This is a genomic window from Butyrivibrio sp. FCS006 (assembly GCF_000424525.1).
Lineage (GTDB): Bacteria > Bacillota > Clostridia > Lachnospirales > Lachnospiraceae > Butyrivibrio.
In genome coordinates, this window is record NZ_AUKB01000008.1 from 577,659 (window position 1) to 597,995 (window position 20,337).

Sequence of the window (20,337 nt, forward strand, 5' to 3'; positions counted from 1 at the left end):
TATAAACAGATTAAATCCACACTTCTATCGTGCCTGTCTCTTCACCATTTACATTGTACAGCTTAATAATATATTTGGTGGTTCCGCTGCTGGCTTCAACATAAGCCACAAGATCATTATTAAGCTTATTACCATTGCCGAGTATTCCATCGCTGTCAACAACTATAAATGCTTCTGTACCATTGACGATGAAGAAGAATTTATACTTTCCTGTATCAATATCCTTCGTTGCCTCAATTATGTTTTGAACATTTTGAGCATTTTTTTGAATTCCTGTCGGTAATGTACTTATATCATAAGTAACTATACTTGTACCATCTGCACCGATTTCATACTTAAGTTCTTCATCCCAGTACCATAATCCTGTAGTTCCTTCTTTACCCGCAAACTTATAGTAAATGAAACCATCATTTTCTTCTGTACTGCCGACAAATTTCAATGCATAAGCTGACTTATTGATCGTCACTGAAGTCTGTACAACAACATCGACATCACTAGTGGTCTCATCATCCGCATTAACCGAAACCTTGATCGGCATATATGAAGAAGTATCATTCCTTTTCATCGCCACAAGCTGCATTGTGACAGGATATGTGCCTGGTGCGATAGCAGCTATTGCTTCAATCGCAGCAGCGTCAGATGCATCATTATCTAAAAATGTAGATGTAGTCACACCATTAACATTGTAAATGATAGCAGGACCATATGTTTCATCAGCCCATTTAAATGAATTCGAAACATCTTCAGAAACATAAGTAATCCAGTCAATCGGATCATACTTATAATAATTTATTGATCCGCTTCTTGCGATTATTACGTTTGGCTTCAGCTTGTATCTAACTGTTATCGTAACAGCATCTGCTGAATTTTCAGGCCTGTTAACAGGTATATAATCACTGGTATCTGCTATAGTCGTGGTATCCGTATCAATCTGATATTCATAGATTGAATATCCTGGAATATCAGTCGGGGCTACCAATGCCCGTGCGTATGTGACATCATCTACCTGATATGAACTGATTATAATATCCTGACCATCGATATTAATACAGTTATTAACAATATACTGCCATGCCGAGGCCTCCTTATATCTGAATCTCAGTGTCATTCCGTCGATTATGGTCACTTGGACAGGATTCGACAGAGCTTCGTAGTTCTTAAGATTCTCATAGGATCCACTGAGTATCCTGATATCCTTACTTCTATCATCAGTACTGATAGGAGGATTTATTGTTATACTCTCTCCCGGATTGCCTGATCTTATTACGCTGAATATCTCCTCATTTCCACTTGTATAATCAGAGCAGATTATTGTATATGTCGGATTTCCAACAATTAGTTGCCACTTACCATACAACGTAGAGTGATTTATAATCTCGGTTTGTCCAGCTATAACCTGCTCTGTAAGATCACTCATATCTGTAGGTTCATTAAGTCCCGAATACAGGTACCATCCCAGGAACTTGTACTTTTTGACAACATCTCCGGCATCATTTTTGATCACATAGAAGTAATCGTCTCCCTCCTTAACCATAATACGATTTTCGTCTAAGTCTCTTGGTTTTTCAGGAAGACTTGTGATTGTCGTTTTATATGGTACCGGATTAGGATTGCATATCAGCTCCGTATCTACCTTATTATTTGTTACATCAGGATAGAACGGATTGAACTGAATATTACACTCTTTTGGTGCCCAGTATGCGAATGCCTGCAAATTCTGACAGTTCATAAGAAGATTATTATTACTATCTACGAGCGTCGATGCCAGTTGTTTGTATGATTCACATATAGTGCCATCTGCTTCGGCAATTTTTGTCGCAGGATCATGAGCACTGGATGCATACCATCCATCAAAGATATAATCGTCACTAGGAGCAGTTATCTCCGGTTCAAGTACCTGAGTACCTTCAGTGACTCTTATTCCTCTTGGCAGCCTTGGAATTTCCTGCTTATATAAGTAGTCTGTAGTAAAATTAACCCCGTTCTTCAGAGTGGCATCAACAAAATCCAGAGTAAATGTATTACGTTTAAGCCATACATATTGATTCAGATATCCATATCCGGTGTATTCTGGAATATTATTCTCATTGTAAGCATGATAAGAATATTCATCGTTGTAATTTAAAATATAGTATGTGGTATATCCCTCTACAAAAATACGCATTGCATCGTTGGTGATGAAGTATGTATTTGTATTGGTTGTTCTTCCATAATTATTTATTATTGGAAGATCATTAAAATAATCTGATCCGAAATCATCAGGCGTATTTGCATTCGTTCGTTTTTTTGTAGCAGTGCTCCAGGCATCATCACCGGGTGTTATTTCAGTATAGAATTCTGTAAATCCTATAGAAGTTCCACTACCATTAACATTATTAAGATAATTAGGGTACAGGTCTTTACCTTTTCGGTCATAATCTGCCAAATCTTTATTTATGTCCTGGAAAAGACGTAAGCTGAATTCTGTGTAGCTCGTACCTGAAGTACCACCTAACCTGTATTCCTGCAACTCAAACGGCTCTGAATCACTTAAGCTCGTATAATAGAACCATGTCGGCATCAGGTTGCTGCCATCTGAAGAGAATACTGCCGGAGCACCATAAAGCCCTCTAATATAAACAATTACTCCATAATTTACTTTGCTTGTATCCGTAATATTATTTCGGAACGCATATCCTCTTGATCCTGTGTATTCTACATAATCAACCGAAGTTCCGTTCACAGCTTTATGATCTCCGAATACTACTTTCACTTTTGCATGATTTCCTACAGGCACAAAATCAGACATAGATGATGTACTGTTTAATGCCATACTGAATGCTTTTTTATCCGCAGGGGCACTTTCATCATCGGCACTAATATCATCAAGTGTGCTGTATTTATGGAAATCATCCCACTGAGACCAGTCAGCATCATCATGATGTGTGACAACCCTGCTGTTTATATATGTCTTGGTCCAGGTGTAAGCAGTGAAATTATTCCCATAGTATGATAATTTCAAATAGATCGTTCCTGAATTACCGGAAGTATTATTCGCAATATATGTTATAAGATCATCATAATCGCCCACATAATATTGATAGCCATTATTACTACGTCTATATATATTGTCTGAATTTCTCAGATTGTTCATATTGGGACCATCAATAAGAACCTGATCCAACACTCTATTTGAGGTAACAGAGTTATCAGTATCGGTAATAAAATGGAACCTGTATTCCACCTCAATACGATCATAATACAACGCAACAACCATCGCATTGCTTCCGTCAAAGTGCGGTTTGCCATATCTGGCTGAGTTTGCCTTATTGGCTTCATAAGGATATTGTTTCTCGATATTATGATCATCTTTGATATCGAAACAATTATTCTTTACGAAGGGTTCAAGATAATCTACAAAAGAGGTATCACTACTCTTCATGATAAGGTCAGTAACCTTAAGTGTATTGCCCTGAGCATCTACCGCTCCGGAAGCTATACCATTATTAACACCGAAAGTAGTTCCCTTGTATAACTCATATTGCTTTGTTGATGCGTTAATATTGTCATATGCACTCTGATAATAAATTTCGACTCTAAGGGTAAGGGGGTTTTCTGTCCAAATCGGAACTACAAGCACATCCCTGTCAGGCATAGTCAATATTTCTTCTACGCTATTTGTCTCGCCGGCTTCTCTAAATTTTTTATCATCATACTGAACTGTTCCGGTATCTGACTGATAATAGTATTTAAATCCCGTAAGAATAAATCCTTCACGTGTAAATGCATATGAAATCACATCCGTTTTATACCAATTATAATCATTTGCGGATGAAAAATAGCCAGAACCAATCCTAAGCCTGATTGATCCGGTATTACCTGATAAATTATTCTTTATATATGTTTGAACTTCTTCATAACTATAAAAACGTCTGTTATAACTCCATCCGCCTCCGTAATTCCTTGTTCCCAACCATATTTCATTAGACCCCTTGAGCGCATTGATATTAGGACCGGTAATACTGATTTCAACATCGGTCTTCTTATCCTCCCACAGAGTATCGTGGTATGTCTGCCCATAATAAATATCAGTCTTAGGAGCCCTGGCTTCACTACCGTTATATTTCTCAGGGGGAGTCAGTCTTTGAGGCCAATTCAGCCCGAAATAAATCTTATACTTGTTCCGCTGATAATAGTGCGTAACTGTATATACACCATTAACATAGCCGGCATCAGTTTTTGATTTTGTAAATCCGGCAAATGTCGGAGCAGTCTTTTCGTCCATCAATTTCACAAGAGTACTGCCCTCTATATCCGTAAAACCTTCATCACCAACCCTTACTGTATACTTTTTCGAAGCATCAGTACTAATCTCTCTAGCCGCAAGAGATTCACTAAAACTCTCATAATTATTTACCACAGGTATGGTACTTGATTCATTCTGCTTCGTGTTCTCGAATACAAGGTTAAGTCTTCTGTTAGCATAGTCTGAGTTGTACAGAATTACATAGTCAAATGCCTTATAAGTCGACATACTGATTTTGTTATCACTATCTTTTGTAACTTCCGTACATCCCCTGTTTTCAAAAGGCACAGTATTACCGTCAGAATCCTTTTCGGGTCCAATTCTGACTATTGTATATACCGGTTTTTGAAGTACATTATCTCTATACGCCCTGGTGATTACGCGATTCTGATATAATGCCTGAAGATCGAGCAGCTCAAATCCGGCACTCTTAAAATTAGGAATTTCTCTAGTAATAACCTTATTTGCAGCAGCTCGTTTTTCATCCAGCTGACGTAGGAGTGTTTCATCACTCAATATCTTCTCTGCAATATAGTCTTCAATAAGTTCTTCATCATGTGCAAGTTTACTGTGTGATGCTCTTACCTTTTCTCTTATATCAGGCTGATTGCTGTAAATTACATCGCAACCATCTGAAGGTTCCTTGTAAGCAACCTGGAACTCATCTGTAGATGCGACTTTAGATCCTGTATATATCTGCCTAAGCGTTTTTGATTCAGATGTTGCATTCTTGGCAGGAAGTACATATTCAATATAAGATAGTCTTACTGAATACGGTTTATTAAATCTATAGACAGCGTACATCTTTTTTGTTCCGTTGCTGTCTGCTCTAAAAATTGATGAGTGAGTGGAACATGTTTCACCGAATGTATTAGTTCCGTTTATAGAAGTCTGAACCACTCTGTCACCAGTCTTCATGGTACTCTTAACAGAATCCAAAAGAGCATCATCTGTTTTGGCAAGATAATCCAACTTCTTAGCTCTGTCAAAAGAAGTTGATCCTACCTTATAAGCTGTATCGGGATCATAATATCCCACAAACTTATATCCACTGAAAGAAGAATGTGATCCAACATTTATCTGATATTCTGTACCGGATGCTGTTGTTACCGGAACAGCTTTAGTTTTTCTTGCAAATCTGACATCTGTCCTAAGTTCTTTAAGGTTCTCATCATACATCATGTACCATATTTCGATATCGTTCTTTCCGTCAAATGTAAGCCAGTCATTGTAATGACCGAGTTTTACATTGTCAGTAGGTGAGCTATCTACAACGGTAACCTTGCTGACATTGAGCTTAGGGAACGGATAGTCAACCAAAGTTGTATCCAGGAACGATGAAAGTGAATATGGATAGGTACTTCCACTATCTGTACCTGTAACAAAATTGCCGCCTAAAAGAGTTCCGCCGCCGGTTTTTGTGTTTTCTGCAAGTTCTGTTGAAGTTACAGCTACTGCATTAGCTGATTCTGTGAAAGTTGTAGCTGTATATACATAATATGCTACTCCTTTTGATTTAGGAGCTATCGGGTAGCAGTTGTTATGAGCATTCACATCAGGGTAATTGTTAACTGTTCCGTTTACATTTACATTATGATCAGAGTCCTGTCCTGCTTTTCCGGAAAAATCACATACATTGTCAAAATTGAATACGCTGTAGGAATCAGACACATCGCCAATTTCCACTGGAGCAAAACCTGCTGCAGTATCCGCAGTACTTGTGAGGAATCCGGCTGTGTAGCAGGAATGGAATTCAGAACTACTGTTGCACGCTGCTGCAAAACCACCTACATTCTTACCGGAGATGTAGAAATCAGAGTATGAACTGTTTACTGATAGCTTACCTGTTGTAGATCCAACAAAACCGCCTGCATTTGTAGCAGCAGAAAGAACACCTGCACTAAAGGTGTTTTCTATAGTTATATTTTTAGTTGATGCACCTACAAGGCCTCCGACATTGCCATAACCGACAATTGTTCTCTTGCTGACAACATCATCTGCTTTCAGATCCTCAATATACTTAAATTCAAACTTATCCTTGAGATGGACATATTTTAAAATAGCATTCGGAGTATTCGCACTAAGGCCCATGGTCTTGACAAATTCAGTCTTGACACTGCATGCATCCTTATCGCTTTCAGCTGATGAAGGAATAAAATACTCAGAATCCTTTATGTTAATGACAGCATCTGCATTACCGATGAATCCACCGGCATTTCCGCTCGAAGATCTTACAATACCTGATGCTACTGCAGTATCTTCGCTAATTGTAATTTGAGCATTTTTAACATTTCCTGCGATTCCGCCCGCATTACCATTTGAAGCAGCTACCTCAGTTCCTAAAACTTTGCATCCTTTCAGGGTAATATCTTTAGAGTCAGCATCAGAAGAACCGATAATACCGCCTGAATTTGATGTAGCCCTTACACTTCCGCCCAAGACAGACAGGTTCTTTCCTTCCAAACCCGCACTGATCTTGCCGATGAATGAACCCGAAACAGCAGGTGATACGTCTGTTCCGACTTTTACAGCTGCAAATGAGCAGTTTTCTGCTGTTACATCAGAAGTAGCCTCTCCGATAAATCCGCCCAGAGAAGCTGTATTTGAACCATCTATAGTCACTTTGTTCAGATAGCAGTTTTCCAGAGTAACTCCATTAGAAGCTGTGACATTTGCAGCAAACATGCCTGCTTTTCCGGCTCCGGAAGTACTGCTTATGGTGCTGTCGGTTATAATGACGTTCTTAACGCTGACAACAGTATCTGCATAAGAAAGAGTTCCTAATATTCCGGAATCAGATGTACCGTTCACCTGATTGATATCAAGGTTCTTGATAAGATGATTCTGTCCGTCATAAGAAGCAAGGTATGATGAATCAGTTGGCTTAAAATTGGTGAATCCGCCTACATCGTCATATACAGAGAGCCAGAATTTATTGAACTTATCCAGATCGTTATCTCTGGTAACTCCATCCGGAGCCTTGGCATTGAAGTTAATGTCAGCAATCTGAATAGCGTTAAGACCGCTGACCTCTGCTTTGCCCACATTCTGAAGATGTCTTCCGTATTCAATATAGGCCTTGGTGCCTGAAGCCGCAGCAAAAAGACTGTTGTCAATATCATAATCCTGTACAGTCGGTGTGATACCTTTAGCACCTTCAAGCTTAGCTATAAGATAAAAATCATGTCCGAGAGTTACTGCAGGAACATATCTGCTCTTACTCCCTGAATCAAAGGCGTCATCATAAAGGCTGTCCAGAAGGACATCCCATGACGCACTGATATATTTGGCAGACACATAGTCAGTTGCACCACCGTCAGCATCTGACTTTCCGTTATAAAAGCCTTCAGGCGTATTATTGAGTCCCGGGCCACTCAGCAGTTTATCTGCAGGAATACTGGGATATACATATTCAGCACCTGTATCTGCATCCTTCAGTTTCAATTGTATAGATACATTTTCCAAAAATTTTTGAATCTTATCCTCTGTAAGGCTGTCTTCCCAGCCGACAGATACTCTTACATGTGCGTAAAGATTCTCTTCGTTTATAATGTCAACATCCACAGAAGTATTGCCCACTTGTTTGTTTGCAGAAAGAAGTGGTTTAATATCAGTTTCGCCGTACCAGCCAAACTTGTTCCTGCGGTCATCTATAGAGAATGCATGATTTATAATGGCATTTTCCAGTGTACCAATCGCTGTAGTTTCGTTGATACCTCTGCCAAAGCCTCCAAGGCCGGTGTCGTTCTTGTCGGCATACACAACATTGAGCACTCGGCAGGTGGATGCCTGGTACTCAATAACCCAGTAATTGGCAAAAACATCGCCATTTACGGTGTCATCGCCCATGATCGCAGTATTGGCCTCACTTGATACACCGCTCTTTATATAAAAGACTTTTTTATCTGCGAATCCGGTTACCGGTGTTCCGCCATTCTCAATAGTGTCTTCCTTACCGTAGGCATACAGCTCGCTGAGTCTGTCCTGAGCAGCATGGAATATTGTCTCGGCAGTTTTATCCAGCTGAGTCTGCTTCATGTTTTTGTACATTGAAACAGCACTGACACCTCCTACAGCTGCCAGAATGCCTAATATAACAATTACAACCAGAACCTCTGCCAGCGAAAATCCCGCCTTTTTCCGTTTTGTTCCGGTAAAAAACCTGATCCCTCTGTTCATAATATCACCCCTCCTGAAAGAAAAAATTACAGAAACCTCTTTCAGTTAATAACTTTAGTTGCCCTCTGTCTCATCTTCTGATTTGGGCACATTCATGTCTATTCCAGTATTATCGCCGCCCTGCTTATCGGTGCCACTATTATCGGAACCATCTCCACCGGTTCCACCGGTTCCACCGTTTCCACCATTTCCACCGTCATCTCCGGAATCAGACCCTTCAGTTTTCTTCGTACTATCGTCATTAGGCTTGGCATCCTCTTCTATGCCTTCCTTATTCTTATCTTCGCCCTCCTCTGAATTGGTATTTGGGGCAGTGCTGTCTGTGCCTTCAGCTGCGGGCTCACTGATAGCAGGTTCTGTGGAAGCTGCATCTTTTTCTTCTTCCGGGATTACATCTTCGGGATTTTCCGGTTCTTCAGTTTTCTCAGTATCCTCATCGAGTTTGGTCTCGTCAGTTTCCTCATCGACTTTGGTCTCGTCAGTTTCCTCATCGGCTTTGATCTCGTCAGCTTCCTCGCCGATCTCGACTTCTCCGTCGTCCCATACCGTCACTGTATACCAGTTCTGATAAACAGCCATATCACCATCAAATGAAGGCGCTTCATCATGATTAAATACAATGTTTCCGTCCCTGTCTGCAAATTTAACTTTGTTGATCTCTACAGCCGAAGGGTCAAATCCTTCCTCCTCATATTCGGAAAGAAGCATCTCTTTTTCATCAGCTTCTTCATCTGCCCCGAAATCGGACGCAAAGTAATAACCAATGAAATATCTGGTGGTAATACCATCCATTTCTTTTTCATCGCTATGTACATCTTCCGTATAATCTTCGGGTATTCCACCTGTAATATCTGCAATATTGGAGACTTCAGTTGTAAGTTCAGAGTCGCTGTATGTCTTTCCGTCTGAATAAAAGATTTCTCCTCCATTACCTCCATCAGCAGTAATGACATGATAGAAGCGGGCAAAGTAGTCTCTGTTTCCTTCTGCTTCTCCATCTTCACCTGTCAGGTTTCCTGCACTATCAATAAACTTCAGAGTACTTTCTTCATTTGCTGAGTAAAATCCTGCAAAATGTCCTCTGGCCGTATTGTTTTCGTATGAAAGCTGTGAGAGCATATCGCCACTTAGATTTTCAAAAGCTGCTTCTTTTCTGTAATCGCTGTAAAGACTTCCACTTTCAGTATCTGAATAAATCGTGAATGTATCAACGCCGTCAGCATTCAGATTAACAGTGTAGCAGTATTCCGGCTCGATGCTTGCACCGCCAATTATTGACCTGTACTCATCCGGAGACATCACAACTGCGCCATCAACATCAACAAACAGCCTTCGATCACTGCCGTTCTTGATGTAATATCCTGTAAACATGGGGGCACTCTCATCTCCCGGTCCCGGAACAATTGCACTCATATTGTCTATCTGATTTAAGTTCTCATCGTAGAAATAGTTTGAATCATATACAAAAGAAATCTCGCTGCCATTACCTGAAACTGAGCCTCTCTCAAAATATCCGATATTACCGTCTTCAGATATTGTGAATGCAGGAAGTTTCTGATAATCTCCGGCGACTCTTGCCACATAGACAGAATCACCATTCACCTGCAGCGGACTGATAAAAACTGTTCCGTTACCTGCTTCAAGGGTGTATCCCGAATCAATGATGTCATATTTAAAAATTGCCGGCATTACCACAGAAAGATCAGCCAGCTCCTCCGAGCCCGACTCATCAAGGTATAGCTTTCCGTCAATGAGAAAGAACTCTTTCTCTTTCGCAGCAAGCTTATTATTTCCGTCCTTATCGGAGTTTTTCTTTAGAAATTCCTTGACATCATCATTATAGGCAAGAAGATTACCCTTTTCGTCAAAGAGCTGAATATACTCTCCTCCGGCATCTGTAGCAAATTCACCGTTCTCATCGACCATGAGATATGTGGTGAACCTTACAGGTCCTGCCGCCATAACATGACAAAGAGCCTGGGGGGAACAAAACGCCACCAGGCTTCCAAGCACGGAAATTGAAACAATCTTAAGCCCTCTATGAAATCCTCGACTCAAAATCCTTCCGAAATTTCTTTTCATAATAATACTCCTCTGTAAATAATTTGGACCACTAATTACCGAGGGAGCCCGGCTCATACTCGTATGTGCCTATGACCTCCTCCTGCTCCTTGGCAGAATCAGGCGGAAGCTCAGCATCAGCAACTCCACCAAACATTGTCTCATAGAAGGTTGCCACGCAGTTAGCCTCCACTTCATCGGTTTCAACTCTGCCGTCCTGCTCCACAGGTTTAACAGAGAAATCACTTATAAGACACCGAAGATCACTGTGCTCGAGAATGTTTATGATATTCTCGGCATCGCTGTAACGATCCACGGTAAACTTCAATGAAAACTCTCTTCTGATCTGATTTCCCTGTCTTGTGATGTTTGTAAAACCAACATAATAATCATCTGAAGCTGCCAGAGTGCTGTTCAAAAATACAAGTTCCTGCTTGCCTGCATTATAGCTGGGCATGATGCTGACGATATGTCCGTTGTCTGCATATTCCTCAATGGACTTCTGCATGTTTTTAATCTGTTCAACCTTTATATCAAGTGCAACAAGCTGTTGCTCAAGAGCTTGGGCATTTGACTTTGAATTATTCAAACTTGCAGTCAGAGGCTGATAGATGAACATATAATAAAGTGCTGCCACAATGATAATTACAAGTACAGACAACAGTATTTTTTCTCTTGTCGAAAACTTTTTGGTTAAAATATTCATTGTTCTCCTCCCCTCTCTTCTGAATTAAGCGTTGTCAGATAGATGTTGATCTCAGCATTCACGACGCTGTTCAGGTCAACAGTCTCGACTGCGTAATCCTCCTCAGCCACCTCCTCATCAGAAGATGTTGAAGATACCGGTACGCTTGTATTTGTATCCTCTGCGCTTTCTTTCTGCGCCATGGAGAGGGAACAGCTCTCAACTATATCAAGATCTGTCAGTGCTGCAGTAAGTTTACTCATGGTATTAAGAGAATCTCCGGTAACACCAACAACCAGTGTCTTCTCTTTAAGGTTAATTGATCTTACAGATACTCCCTGACTTACGATGAAATCAGCCAGGTTTGCCACATCCACGCGGCTGACTCTTCCTTTTTCTTCTTCAGTCATGTCATCCCAGGTGTAGTGATAATACTCAACAGAGAGTTCCTCAGCCTGTTTTATAAACAGGGTATCTGCATTCACCCTGGCCTGAAGCTCAGCCTCATAAGCCTGTGACCTTACCAGCTCGTTATACTTGTCAAGTATACCTACCTTTACTGCAAGGACGACTACAGCAACAGCTGCAATTGCTCCCAGGAGCACAAGCTTCCAATCAGTCTTTTTAACATCGGTATACGCAGCGCTCTCAAGTATACCTATCCCGTTTGCAGCACTGGTAAGCGCTATGACTGAAGGTGATGTCACATTCAGGTCGGCATTGTTTTCACCACCCGGGAACATATCCTGTATGGTGTAAACCGACTTATCAATTCTTTCCTGCAAAAGAGCTACCAGCGGACCTGTCATTGCTCCCGGGCCACAGAGTACCACATCCTTGAGCTTGGAGGTGGCATCGGACATATCGTAATAATTAAGGCCCTTTATGATCTCCAGAGAGATATCCTTGTAGGCATTAACAGCACCTTGGCAGTTCTGGCAATCCTGATAGTTACTTCTTAAATATGTTTCGGCTAAATTGACGTCACAGTTTAGTTCATCCGCAATAGATTGAATTATTTTATTTTCGCCTAAATCAATGATATGGCTGAGCCTGTAGTCCCCATCTCTGAATATGCGCATGGTGATATGGTTTGTGCCAATATCAAGAAAACACCTCTCTTTATTAGCATCCTCAGGATCACTGAGGCTCTCAAGGAGTGTTTCATAGCAAATAGTCTCAGGAACGGCTCTTTCAAGTTTAAGACCTGCATTTCTCAAGGCTTCGCCGACTTTCCTGATATATTCCACACGAACAGCATAAGCGATCAGATTCACCTGTCCCGAAGCGTCCTCAGGTCTTGCATCTCTTTTAACATAATCGAAGATATACTCCTTCATATCCCCGGAGATGAAGTCGCTGAATTCAAAGGGCACATTCAGTTTCAGCTGCGAATCATCCATGGCAGGCATGCTGAAGCTGCGGATGACAAGATCGGTGTCAGATATGACAACAACAGCCTTTTTGGCTTTAATCTTGTTTTCCTTCATCTTGTCCTTGAGAAACTCAGAAAAAAGATTCTCTGACAGGATCTTATAATCATCTACAATGTTGCCGGGTACGTCCACCCAGACGGTTTTGTTGATCTTGCCGCCCCTGATGATAGAAAGTGAAAGTTTACCATGTCTTACATCAATTCCAAGAATTCCATCAGTTTTTGCCATTTGTTTTCCCCTTGCAATATACTTTTATGTTCTTTATGTCAAAAGTCCCAAATACCAGCCTGTAAGCGCATCCCCAAAGATCAGGAGGATATATCCGCCAAGTGCTATAGCAGGTCCGAAAGGAAATTCTTTCGACGACTCCGGAAAAAGGATCTTCCTGGCCCCTGCAAACAATAGTCCCAGTATGCAGGACAATATGATGAGTTCATAGCTTCCTGCGTATCCAAGATAAAGTCCCAGCAGAGCATATAGTTTTATGTCGCCTCCACCCAGGCTGTCCCTTCCAAGTATCTTGTCCATGATAAGGCTTATCAGAAGCATCGCTCCGCCGATGATCAGGCCTGCAAGCAGATGATGAAACGCCCATTTCAGATCATGCACTCCAATTATCACCTCAACAGCCGTAAAGATGACCCAGGAAACAGCCCCCAGTAAAAGTGCTCCGTCAGGTATATCAAAGGCTTCAAGATCCGTAAGGGCTATCAAAAATAAGCACCCGGTCAGAACCCAATACTTAAAAAATGTTATATAGGAGCCAAACCCAAAGCCTATAAATGCTACATAAAGTCCCAGGCTCAGAAGCATGAATACAAATTCAGTGATCGGATATCTTGCAGATATCTTAGCTTTACAGTATCTGCATCTGCCCTTATGTACCAGGTAGCTAAACAAAGGTATCAGATCCGGTGCAAAGAGCTCATGACCACAGCTCATGCAGTGGCTTCTCCCCTTTACAAAATCCTCTCCTCTTACTATGCGCATAGCCGTACAATTCAGGAAAGAACCGAAGATCAGCCCCAGTAGACCTGCGCATACTCCGTAATAGATCAGCAATTTCTTTTGTCCCCCCAATCCTTGTTGTGCGCTTCGATAATATTTTTAATCACATCATTGAATACATACTAAACATGGCCATGTAAATCGCTATTACGATAAATCCTGCTATAAGAGCGATGAAGATCAGAAGTCCCGGTTCAAGCTTTGAAATAGCGCTCTGAACTGCCTGTTCGAGCTCATTGTCATAATACTCCGCAGTCAGATCAAGAGTGTGCTTCATTTCACCGGTCTCTTCGCCAACACCCACCATATCGCACAATATGTCAGGCATGATCTCTGTCTCTCTCATGGAATCAAGTATTGTTCGCCCTTCCTCAATCCTGGTCACCATACCCGCTACCTTTTCCTTGAAAAGCAGGTTCGTCATTACCTGGCTGGTTATCTGTACCGCTCTTGTAACGGGAAGACCTGCTCCTATCATGGTAGCCATGGTGTTGGCAAAAAGACTTGCGGCATTGAGCTCTGCAATATTGCCAAGGACCGGGAGTTTGAGCTGGAGTCTTGCAAGATTCATCTCTCCCTTAGGGGTTCTCTTATACAAAATGTAAGCCAAAACTATCACTGCAATTACCAATATCATATAGATGATATTATTCTTGAAAAAGTCAGAAGTGCCGATGAGTATCCTTGTCATCAGCGGAAGATTTCCTCCAAGGTCTTTAAATATTGCCGTGAATGTAGGAACAACCCTGACCATAAGTACCATTACAACAACTACCGCAACAGCAAGTACGAAAAGAGGATAACCCATTGCTGCCCTTACCTTGGCGCCCATCTTGGCCTGTTTGTTGAAATGTCTGGCCATTGAATCAAAGGCTCCTGCAAGGTCACCGGCAGCCTCTCCCGCCCTAATGGTCTCTATAAAGGTAACAGGAAAGAGATTGCCTCCATGTTCCTCGAAAGATGAAGAAACTGTACGACCCGCTTCTACATCTTCACCTGCCTGGGTCAGGATCCTCTTAAGAGTCTTGTCTGAAACCTTATCTCCTATAAGTCTTATGGCTCTGGAAATAGGTATTCCGGCGGAAAGAACAGTGGCAAGCTGGCTACACATCAGAGTAAACTCCTTGTTATTGAGCTTATTACCTCCGATGTCCATGTTGAGGAACCCGGGAAGTGCCCCAACTCCCTTGATCTCCTTGATATCAAGGATCATACTGTATTGCTGTCTTATCTTTGAGGAAGCATCAAGCTGGTCAACCGCCTCGATCATTCCGTTTATCTTTTCGCCTGTAGATGAAAGAGCTGAATACTTATAGCTGTTCACGTATGTTACCCCCGTTTACATCATGTGTCTTGTGACATAGTCTTTGTTTACAGCATAATGAAGTGCATTGTCTCTTGTGATCAGTCCCTTGCGCACCAGCATTACAAGCGCCTGGTCCATGGTCTGTCCGCCTATCTCGGCACTGGTAGCAACAGCATTGGCTATCTGCGGAGTATTACCTGTTCGGATAAGATTCCTGATGGCATCGGTAACTATCATATATTCAGCTGCAAGAACTCTTCCTCCGCCCTTTTTTTGGATCAGCTGCTGTGTCAGCACTGCCTGAAGGACCATGGAGAGCTGGAGCCTTATCTGCTGCTGGGCAGCTTCTGGAAATACCTGTACCATACGGTCTATGGAATCCGATGCAGATCCAGTATGAAGTGTTCCGAATACAAGGTGTCCGGTCTCAGCTGCTGTAATAGCTGTTTCTATTGTGTCTCTGTCACGCATTTCACCAATGAGAATGACGTTTGGATCCTCACGAAGAGATGCCCTCAGTCCCATTGCAAAGCTCTGGGTATCTTTTCCAACCTCGCGCTGATTAATTGCGCACAGGTCAGGCTTATACATATACTCTATCGGGTCTTCAAGAGTCACGATATGACGTTTGTAGTTGTGGTTGATATTATCAAGTATCGCTGCCAGGGTTGTTGATTTACCTGAACCGGTCTCTCCTGTAACAAGAACGATGCCTTTATGGAGTTTCGGAAGCTCCATAACTGCGATAGGAACGCCAAGAGTAGACAGCTCAGGGATTCGTTCAGACAGAATACGCAGAGCAAGACTCGGAACCCCCTGCTGTTTAAACAGATGGATACGGCAACGGTTGTCTGCAAAGGTATCGGCAGCATCAAGTTCTCCTGTGGTCATCAGCTCATCATAGGCTTCATCTGTTTTTGAGAGCTGTCTTGCAATTTCAAGGCAGTCACCTTCGGTTACCACAGTATCTTCCATATTCTCTAATTCTCCGTCCTTTCTGTACTTGGGCGGAAGTCCGCATATAATATGGATGTCGGAAGCCCCTTCTTCTTTTGCTCTTCTTACCAGCTCTTCAATACTTGTCATGACATATCCCCCGTTTAAGCTTTAGTCATTCTCGTTGGTTATTCTCATAACTTCATAAGCTGTGGTAATACCCTCCAGGACAAGCTTTGCTCCGGCATCCTTAAGGGATACGAAGTTGCCCGTCTTGTAAAGTTCTTCTTCTATAGCCTTTCTTCCTGCATTCTTATAGATCAGCTCCCTTACCTCTGGTGTTATCAGCATGATCTCAAATACTGCTATTCGCCCGGAATAACCGGTGTTGTAGCAGTGCTGACAGCCCTTGCCGTATCTGAATTTCATACCGGGCTGCATCTTGAGATTGAGCCTCTCCACCTCATCTCTCTGAGGTTCATACTCTTCGCCGCAGTAAGGGCATATACGCCTTATAAGTCTCTGGGATATAACGCCCCTGAGAGTAGCCGAAACAAGATATGGCTCAACACCGATATCAATGAGACGGTCAATAGCACCAACTGCATCATTAGTATGGATAGTACTGATTACAAAACGTCCCGTGAGGGCCGCTCTCATACAGATCTCAGCAGTCTCACCGTCACGGATCTCACCCACTGATACGATATCCGGGTCCTGACGAAGTATGGCACGAAGGCCGTTGGCAAATGTCATGTTGGTCTTTGGATTGATCTGTACCTGGTTAAGGCCCTCAAGGTTATACTCGATAGGATCCTCTAGGGTTACAAGGTTCACGTCCCTTGTATTAAGCTCATTGAGCATGGCATACATGGTCGTGGTCTTACCTGAACCTGTAGGACCAACAAGGAGCATGACACCGTTCTTGTAGTGGATGAGTTTCTCATACTTCTCCATGTCATCCGGTCTGAGGCCAAGCATCTCTTTATCAATGTTAGTGTTGGATTTGTCAAGAAGACGACATACTATCTTCTCACCCCAGGCTATGGGAAGAGTAGATACACGCATGTCGATACTTTTGTTTAGAACGCTTGCAGCAAAACGCCCGTCCTGAGGAACTCTCTTCTCAGCAACGTCCATTCCGGACATTGTCTTTACTCTGGCGATAACTGAAGCCGTGATATTCTTGGGCACTGTGAGGATCTCCCTCATTATGCCGTCTATACGCATTCGAACATCCATATCGTTCTCTCTGGGCTCGAAATGGATATCAGAAGCACGCTCCTGAACAGCGCGCTCAATAATGGAATTTACCAGACGGATGGTGGGAGCACTCTCGGCATCTCCACTGATCACATTTGATGAAATGATAAAGTCAAAGTTAGTAAGAGCTTCAGACTGATCTTCATCATCCTTCTGCTCTTTTTTAAAATCGGCAATAGCCTTGTTGGCAGTCTCATTGCCGTAAAGAGAATTAATGGCATGCTCAACGGCAGCCTGAGTGGCGATGAGAGGAACGACCCTTAAATTGGTGGCCTTCCTCACCTCGTCCATGGCAAAGTAATTAAGAGGATCTTCCATTGCAACATACAGAGTATCTCCATCCTTCTGAACAGGAATGAGATGATTCTGTCTGGCGGTGTTCCTCCTGACAATACGCATTAAATCGGTAGGGATGGTTCTCTTGTTGAGATCCACATAGTCCACATCCAGCTGGCTGGCAAGAGTCTGGGCTATGTTCTCGGGTGTGACGATCTTGTTGTTTATGAGGACCTCACCCAGCTTTTCATGAGTGAGTTTTTGCATATCAAGTGCAAATTCAAGCTCGCTGTCGGTCAAAAGTCCACGTTCAATCAGTAGCTCGCCAATTTTCCTCTTAGCCATGTTGTCCCCCCTTTGCAGATTGGAATAATCATGATTTTTAGTTGAAAAAATATTATAACGCCATTCATATTCTTTTATTAATTATAATACATTATTATACTATTTAACATTTATTAAAAAACAAAAAAGTTCTAAAAATCAATTAGATTGGCTGATTTCAAACCATGCCGGATCAATTTCATCAAAAAGATTAGCGTACTGAACATATTGATACATTCTTATAAGCGGATCATCCAGGATTTCCGAAATATTGCTATATGAATTTCCTTCATCATCCATTATTACAGCGGAAGTTATGATCGGATACTTTTCATGTACATCCTTCAGCATTTTAATATATGGAGGCAGAGTAAAATTACCCCGCTCCAAAACCAGTAATGGAAGAAAATTTGCGCTTATGGATGTTCCATGTTCCATATCCGATTCATAGTTGGTCCAAATGAAGAACTTTGTATTCTGAAGGCTTATAGGAGTAAGTTCGTCTCCATAAATTTCCACTCCTGCATCATATGATAAGGCAGGCTGGTGATCTCCAAAGAAAATTATCATTGTAGGCTCGTCGGAATCCTTGTACTTCTCCACAAGCTGTTTAACAGCATCATCAGACGCTTTGATCAAGGAAAGATATACCTGTGCATCCCGAGCCAACTCGGCACCATAATCCATAACACTCTCATCTTGGTCAATGTTATCCCATGAATCATATCCCGAATGATTCTGCATGGTAACATTAAAACTGAACCTCTCTTTTCCTGAATTTTGCTCAATAATATCTTCCAGGAAAAGGTAGTTTGTCTTATCCGATAAATAACCATGAAGGTAATCGTCTTCGTCTGTCTCCGGATAATCGTCTAATGCATAGAATTTTTCAAACCCTAGCAGTGGATAGACCTTATCCCGGTTCCAGTTTTTTGCTTCATTTGCATGAAATGCATTCGAAATGTAGCCTATACTTTCAAAATATGATGCCAAGGAGAACAGCTTATTATTTACATGTTGTGAATAAGGATATGCTCCCACGCCTAAAAAAGATAAAGAGTTTCCTGTCAGTGCCTCAAACTCTGTATTGCAAGTACCACCACCTATTACAGAAACATACAGTTTTCCTTCTAAAGTATTTTCCTGTAAGCTATCAATAAACGGCATTACATCTATCCGATCATCCATCCCCGAAGTTCTAAGATCCGAAAATGCTTCATTCATAACCATAATAATATTCGTTGGTTGTATGCCGGACTCCTCATTGTTCTCTTCAGGACTGTTTCTGTATGTATCTAAATACGAATTTACAATTTCACGATTATATCCTTCTGGAGTATCTACATTTGAATATTTAGCGTATTTAAAAAATGTCAACAGCATGCCGTTTTTATGAAAATTTAAAAGAGCCATGTTATCCCAGGCAGAACTGTTTATATGTGCAAAAAAAGAATTACTTATACAGATAAAAACTATAGCTGCCCCTGTAGCAAAAGCTATTGCCCTCCGTATAATATTATTTTTCAAAGATAATTTTGAATCATGTCTGCATATCGTCTTGTTAATAAAAATTAGCCAAACTAAGTAAATAATACAGACAACAACGCCTAGAATCATTTGCCAGCTTGGTACTAAGGTATAGCCTCCAGCAACTTCCTTCGCTGTATTTATAGCAGCAAAATCAGCCGGCATGACAGGTCTTCCTCGAAAGAGGATTATAAAATAATTCGCAATATAATATAATAATGCCCCCACCATTGCAATGAATGTTCCAATCAATGGAGTTGAGATTGCCCACAATATCACCGTGATTCCAAAGAGCAAAAAAATGTTCAAAAGCAAACTGATATACTCTGCATCGGCAAAACTCCGGCAAAAAAATATCCCCGCAAGAATTGTCGCTGTAATTGCCGATAGACTTGCTAATGGAAAGTAAATCACATGAACATGATCAAGCACAATTCCAAGCCCTACAGAAAGAAGAATAGTCACTATTATCATGCTAATCCAATACACAGCCCACATCCATAAGGGTACATAATTAATACGAACCTTTAATGTAAAATCACTTTCAGGATTCTTGATTAAGGCATGTACACCCTGTCCGTCACCGGATGGACTGAAAATCACCCTTTCATAATCACCGGGGGGAAGTATATTTTTAAAATCGATTTGTGCAACCAAAAAACCAAGCCATCGAACTTCATATCTCAGCAAATCCATCTCAGAGACTGAAGAAAAAATAAACGCAAACGCCTCCACATCATAGTGAACATTATCGACTATGACCGTTTCTGTCTTGCTGTTTAATGGAGCATACAGATCATAGTAATAGTCATAAGCTCTCGGAGCGCTCAAATTCATGCGCACTTCGCCGTCTCCAACCACATTGCCTATATATAATTTGATATCATATTCCGGATTAAAGTATCCAAAAAAGAATAATATAAAAAATAAAGGCAAAACAATCAAGAAAGACCTTCTGATCCATTCAATACATTTTTTCATTATAATGAAAATCCCATTCTCAAAAAAACTAAAGGGTCTCATCCATAATTCTTATTATGGCTGAGACCCC

General features: G+C 41.4%; 9 protein-coding genes. All 9 read right to left on the reverse strand.

Features of this window, described 5'->3' with window-relative positions:
- Nucleotides 1-10 precede the first annotated feature (10 nt).
- Entirely contained in the window at nt 11-8,464 is an 8,454-nt protein-coding gene (locus G633_RS17135) for a type II secretion system protein (RefSeq protein WP_035770404.1), read from the reverse strand.
- A 54-nt stretch (nt 8,465-8,518) separates the two neighbouring features.
- Entirely contained in the window at nt 8,519-10,546 is a 2,028-nt protein-coding gene (locus G633_RS0102585) for a hypothetical protein (protein WP_026518968.1), read from the reverse strand.
- 31 nt (nt 10,547-10,577) lie between these two features.
- Nucleotides 10,578-11,231, reverse strand: coding sequence for a type II secretion system protein GspM (gspM, locus tag G633_RS0102590; protein WP_026518969.1), 654 nt, complete (start codon nt 11,229-11,231; stop codon nt 10,578-10,580).
- Nucleotides 11,228-12,874 carry a pilus assembly protein PilM gene (gene pilM / locus G633_RS0102595; protein WP_026518970.1) on the reverse strand — a complete coding sequence of 549 codons (1,647 nt, stop codon included), beginning with the start codon at nt 12,872-12,874 and terminating at the stop codon, nt 11,228-11,230. The genes gspM and pilM overlap by 4 nt, the downstream gene beginning before the upstream one ends.
- 33 nt (nt 12,875-12,907) lie before the next feature.
- A complete protein-coding gene (locus G633_RS0102600; protein ID WP_026518971.1) occupies nt 12,908-13,708 on the reverse strand; it encodes a prepilin peptidase in 801 nt (266 codons plus the stop codon).
- Between the two features lie 49 nt (nt 13,709-13,757).
- The gene (locus G633_RS0102605; RefSeq protein WP_026518972.1) at nt 13,758-14,978 is read right to left on the reverse strand and encodes a type II secretion system F family protein; all 1,221 of its coding nucleotides are present in this window, start codon (nt 14,976-14,978) and stop codon (nt 13,758-13,760) included.
- A gap of 15 nt (nt 14,979-14,993) precedes the next feature.
- Nucleotides 14,994-16,046: a type IV pilus twitching motility protein PilT gene (locus G633_RS0102610; protein ID WP_026518973.1), complete on the reverse strand. Its 1,053-nt coding sequence runs from the start codon at nt 16,044-16,046 to the stop codon at nt 14,994-14,996.
- Between the two features lie 21 nt (nt 16,047-16,067).
- The gene (locus G633_RS0102615; RefSeq protein ID WP_026518974.1) at nt 16,068-17,780 is read right to left on the reverse strand and encodes a GspE/PulE family protein; all 1,713 of its coding nucleotides are present in this window, start codon (nt 17,778-17,780) and stop codon (nt 16,068-16,070) included.
- 138 nt (nt 17,781-17,918) lie between these two features.
- Nucleotides 17,919-20,267: an LTA synthase family protein gene (locus G633_RS0102620; RefSeq protein ID WP_196804217.1), complete on the reverse strand. Its 2,349-nt coding sequence runs from the start codon at nt 20,265-20,267 to the stop codon at nt 17,919-17,921.
- Nucleotides 20,268-20,337: the final 70 nt, after the last annotated feature.